Origin of the sequence: Phenylobacterium sp. (assembly GCF_024508875.1) — a bacterium.
Taxonomy (GTDB): domain Bacteria; phylum Pseudomonadota; class Alphaproteobacteria; order Caulobacterales; family Caulobacteraceae; genus Phenylobacterium.
The window spans coordinates 1-4490 of sequence record NZ_JANINU010000192.1; the positions used below are offsets into that span (position 1 = coordinate 1).

Consider the following 4490-nt stretch of genomic DNA (forward strand, 5'->3'; position numbering starts at 1 on the left):
CGCTTTGCCAAAGGCGTGCCCGACCGCGAGACCCTGCTGAAGTTCATCCGCGAGAGCGGCGAGACCGACAAGGGCGCCATCGCGCGCGCCTTCGGCCTCAAGGGCGAAGACCGCCGCCAGCTCCGCGCGCTGTTGCAGACGCTGGAGGCCGACGGCACGCTGGGACGCCGCGGCCGCAAGGGCTTCGCCGAAGCCGGCGCCCTGCCCGAGGTGGGCGTGGCCGACGTGGCCGAACGCACGCCCGACGGCGAACTGCTGGTGCGGCTGGTGCGGGGCGAGGACGCGCCCCTGGTCGCCCTGGCCCCCGGCGGCGACGCCAAGGCCGGCGCGCCCGGCATGGGCGACCGCCTGCTGGTCCGGTTCGTCCGGCTGGAGAGCGGCGAGACCGAGGCCCGGCTGATCAAGCGCCTGGGCCAGAGCGCGCACCGCATCCTGGGCGTCGTGCGCAAGGCGCGCCGGGAGATCCGCGTCGAGCCGGTCGATCGGCGCTCCAAGGACACCCTGCTGCTCGGCGAGCACGAGGACGTGCGCGACGGCGACCTGGTCATCGCCCAGGTCGAGCCGCACGGCCCCCGCTACGGCCCTAAGCGCGGCAAGCTGCTGGAGACGGTGGGCCGCGAGGACGATCCGCGCGCCTATTCGATCATCGCCATCCACGCCCACGGCATCCCGACCGGCTTCTCCGAAGCCGCAGAAGCCGAGGCCGAGGCGGCGAAGGAGCCGACGCTGAGCGGCCGCGAGGACCTGCGGGAGATCCCGCTGATCACCATCGACCCGGTGGACGCCCGCGACCACGACGACGCCGTCTACGCCCACCCCGACGACGACGACAAGAACCCCGGCGGCTGGGTCTGCTGGGTGGCCATCGCCGACGTGGCGGCCTATGTGCGCCCGGGCTCGGAGCTGGACCGCATCGCCCGCGACAAGGGCAACAGCGTCTACTTCCCCGACCGCGTGGAGCCGATGCTGCCCGAGCGGCTGTCGAACGGCCTGTGCAGCCTGCGCGAGGGCGAGAACCGCGCGACCATGGCGGTGCGCATGGTCTTCGGCGCCGACGGGAAGAAGCGGTCCCACAAGTTCGTCCGCGGCCTGATGCGCTCGGCCGCCAAGCTCAGCTACGAACAGGCCCAGGCCGCCATCGACGGCCAGCCCGACGACAAGACGGGCCCGCTGCTGGACGGCGTGCTGAAGCCGCTGTGGGCGGCCTATGCGGTCATGAAGAAGGGCCGCGACGTCCGCTCGCCCCTGGCCATCGAGAGCCTGGAGCGGAAGATCAGCATCAGCCGCGACGGCGAGATCGCCCAGATCGTCCCGCGCGCCACCCTCGACGCGAACAAGCTGATCGAGGAGTTCATGATCCAGGCGAACGTCTGCGCCGCCGAGACGCTGGAGCAGAAGAAGACGCCGCTGGTCTACCGCATCCACGACCAGCCCAGCCCCGAGAAGATCCAGGCGCTGGCCGACTTCCTGGGCACCCTGGGCCTGCCCTGGACCAAGGGCGAGGCGCCGCGCACCGAACGGTTCAACCGGCTGCTGGCCGAAACCCGCGACGGGCCGCACGCCGACATCGTCAACGAGGTGGTCCTGCGCACCCAGATGCAGGCGGTCTATTCCACCGAGAACATCGGCCACTACGGCCTGAACCTCGCCAAGTACGCCCACTTCACCTCCCCGATCCGCCGCTACGCCGACCTGATCGTCCACCGGGCGCTGATCACCGCCCTGGGTCTCGGGAACGACGGCCTGTCGGACTGGGACATGGCCAAGATGAAGGACACCGCCGAGGTCATCAGCTTCGCCGAGCGCCGCGCCATGGCCGCCGAGCGCGACGCCACCGACCGCTACGTGGCCGCCTTCCTGGCGGATCGCGTGGGGGCGGAATTCACCGGCAAGGTCACCGGCGTCACGCGCTTCGGCCTCTTCGTGCGGCTGGCCGAGACCGGCGCCGATGGCCTGGTGCCGATCTCCAAACTCGGCGGCGAGTTCTTCATCCACGACGACCGCACCCACGCCCTGGTGGGGGAACGATCCGGCGCCCGCTGGCCGCTAGGCATGACGGTGCAGGTGCGGCTGGAAGAGGCGACCCCCATCACCGGCGGCCTTCTGTTCGAGATGCTGAGCGACCCGGCCCCGCCCGACCCTTCGGCCCCCCGGCCGCGGCTCGGGATGCGCGCCCGCGGCGACCGCCGCCCCAGCGGCCCGGCCCGCCCCAAGAGCGGCCGCCCGCCCGGCATCCGCACGGGCCGCAAGAAGAAGATGGGCGGCAAGCGGCGCTAGGCGGTCTCGGCTTCGCCTTCGGCGGCCGGCGCGTCCATGACCGCCGGCTTCGGCTTCACGAAGCGCTCGGCGATCCAGAAGACCAGCGGGATCACCGCCGCCCACGCGAAGTGGGCCAGGGTGTTCAGGCCCGCCGCCAACATCAGCAGGCCGACGGCGAACGCCATCCCCGGCGATACGGCCCGCAGAAGACGATAGGCCACCTCGCCCCGCGGCGCGCCGCCGACGATCAGCTTGCCGCGTCCGCGGTAGGCGGCCAGCACGGTGACCATGTTCGCCGCCGAGATGGCGATCATCACCCACGAATAGAGCTGCCAGGTGAACGCCCCGCCGGGGTCGGCGCCCAGCCAGGCCGTGGCGAACGGCAGCAGGCTGATCGGCAGCAGGAACAGCATGTTCGCCGCCGCCGTCGGCCAGTCGAACCGCGCCAGCCGCCGCATGGTGTTCATATGGGCGAACCAGAAGATCGCGATGATCAGGAAGCTGAACGCGAACGCGGCGATGTGCGGCGCGAGGTGCGCCAGCGTCTCGCCGTTCGCTTCGCGCCAGGTCTCGGGCGGCTTCAGTTCCAGCACCAGCAGGGTCAGCACGATCGCGAACACCGCGTCGCTGAAGAACAGCAGCCGGTGGGTCATCCGGCTGTCCAGTTCGGCTTCGACGTCGTGCATGCAAACTCCCCCACCTGCGCCCGCGGCATAGTGCCCCGCGCCCCGCCTTCCGCAAGGGCGCCCTTCCCTCGCCGGGCCGCGCGGTCATACAGTTGTTTCATGACCGGGCAAGCGCCGCCGAAATCCGAAGACGGGGTCTCCAAACCCGAAGGGCCGCCGCGCATCCCCGGCCAGCGCGCCGTACGCCCGAAGAACGCCGCCACCGTCATGATCATCCGCCGCGACGGCCCCAAGCCGCGCGTCCTGATGGGCAAGCGCCACGGCGGCCATAGCTTCATGCCCGACCGTTGGGTGTTCCCCGGCGGCCGGATCGACCGGGCGGACTACCGCGCCCCCTTCGCCAGCGACCTGCGGCCCGACGTGGCCGGCCTGTTCGACCGCCACCTGCCGACGGGCCGCGGCCGGGCCCTGGCGCTGGCCGCCGTGCGCGAGACCTGGGAGGAAGCCGGCCTGCTGCTCGCCAAGCCGGGCCAGGCCCGCGCCACCGGCCCCTGGAGCACCTTCGCCGCCCAGGGCGTCCTGCCCGACCTGGAGGCCATGGACGTCATCGCCCGCGCCATCACCCCGCCGGCGGTGGGCAAGCGCTTCGACACCTGGTTCCTGATGGCCGACGCCGAGCGCCTCACCAGCCTGGACCGCCAGCCCGACTGCGGCGAGCTGGAGGAGATCGACTGGGTCGCCTTCGACGACGCCATGGGCCTGCCCCTGCCCACGGTCACCCGCATGATGATCAAGGAGGCGGTCGAGCGGATGAAGGACCCCAGCCGCCCGAAGCCCTTCCTGCGCTACAAGGACCGCGGCATGCGGCCGTCGAGCCTGTAGCTCACCAGTCCTCTCGCCCGTTGACGTGCTTCACGGGCAGCGCCTCCCACGACAAGTCCTCGAACAGCCGCGCGTTCACGGCGACCCTGGGGTTGTCGAAGTCGACCTTGCCGTCCGCGAAGCTCGGCATCTCCGAGTGCGTCCCCATCCCGCAAACCGGGCAATAGTGGTGCTGCACGAGGTAGTCGCCCCATTGGTAGGTCCAGACGCGGTCGGGCGCCGTGGTCAGCCTGAACTGCGTCGGCTTGTAGTAGCCCACCAGCCCGCCGCGCCGGATGCAGAACGAGCAGTTGCACGCCGTCAGCTCGGCCGGCATCTCGTCGACTTCGAACTGTATCGCGCCGCAATGGCAGCGGCCTTTGACGGGCATGAGGGTGTCCTCCACGGTGATCGGAGAGCCACCCTGGAACGCCCGTCCCGCCACCGCGGTGTCAGCAGCCGGCCTAAGCGGTTGACTTACGCGCGCGGATTCGTATTTTCCGCGCCTCCTGAACACCCGCCGGCGGTGCGATCCCGTTTGGCCCCGCCCACTTCTTACGTCTAGGATTCGAGCCATGGCGAAGCCCGCCTCCATCAAGATCCGCCTGAACTCGACGGCCGACACCGGCTACTTCTACGTGGCCAAGAAGAACGCCCGCACCAAGACCGAGAAGATGGTCCTGAAGAAGTACGACCCGGTCGTGCGCAAGCACGTCGAGTTCAAGGAAGGCAAGATCAAGTAGG

At 70.6% G+C, this 4490-nt stretch carries 5 protein-coding genes; 3 read left to right on the forward strand and 2 right to left on the reverse strand.

Annotated features, from left to right (window positions below; genetic code table 11):
* Nucleotides 1-15: 15 nt before the first annotated feature.
* Nucleotides 16-2277 carry a ribonuclease R gene (rnr, locus tag Q0L11_RS14590; protein ID WP_296598179.1) on the forward strand — a complete coding sequence of 754 codons (2262 nt, stop codon included), beginning with the start codon at nt 16-18 and terminating at the stop codon, nt 2275-2277.
* Here the strand turns inward: rnr and Q0L11_RS14595 are convergent.
* Nucleotides 2274-2945 (reverse strand): TMEM175 family protein, encoded by a 672-nt coding sequence (locus tag Q0L11_RS14595; RefSeq protein WP_296598172.1) that lies wholly within the window; start codon nt 2943-2945, stop codon nt 2274-2276. The two genes, rnr and Q0L11_RS14595, sit on opposite strands and share 4 nt — an antisense overlap.
* Before the next feature lie 99 nt (nt 2946-3044).
* Between Q0L11_RS14595 and Q0L11_RS14600 the strand changes: the two genes are divergently transcribed.
* Nucleotides 3045-3767, forward strand: coding sequence for an NUDIX hydrolase (locus Q0L11_RS14600; protein ID WP_296598174.1), 723 nt, complete (start codon nt 3045-3047; stop codon nt 3765-3767).
* Nucleotide 3768: 1 nt separating this feature from the next.
* On the opposite strand, the gene Q0L11_RS14605 is transcribed toward Q0L11_RS14600, so the two are convergent.
* Nucleotides 3769-4137 (reverse strand): GFA family protein, encoded by a 369-nt coding sequence (locus Q0L11_RS14605; RefSeq protein WP_296598176.1) that lies wholly within the window; start codon nt 4135-4137, stop codon nt 3769-3771.
* Nucleotides 4138-4321: 184 nt separating this feature from the next.
* Between Q0L11_RS14605 and rpmG the strand changes: the two genes are divergently transcribed.
* Nucleotides 4322-4489, forward strand: a complete 168-nt coding sequence (gene rpmG / locus Q0L11_RS14610) for a 50S ribosomal protein L33 (RefSeq protein ID WP_296598177.1) — start codon at nt 4322-4324, stop codon at nt 4487-4489.
* Nucleotide 4490: the final 1 nt, after the last annotated feature.

Excerpts from the sequence above, each read along its gene's own strand:
- Q0L11_RS14605 (WP_296598176.1), bottom strand. The coding sequence starts at position 4,137 with ATGCCCGTCAAAGGCCGCTGCCATTGCGGCGCGATACAGTTCGAAGTC.
- Q0L11_RS14600 (WP_296598174.1), top strand. The coding sequence starts at position 3,045 with ATGACCGGGCAAGCGCCGCCGAAATCCGAAGACGGGGTCTCCAAACCC.
- rpmG (WP_296598177.1), top strand. The coding sequence starts at position 4,322 with ATGGCGAAGCCCGCCTCCATCAAGATCCGCCTGAACTCGACGGCCGAC.
- Q0L11_RS14595 (WP_296598172.1), bottom strand. The coding sequence starts at position 2,945 with ATGCACGACGTCGAAGCCGAACTGGACAGCCGGATGACCCACCGGCTG.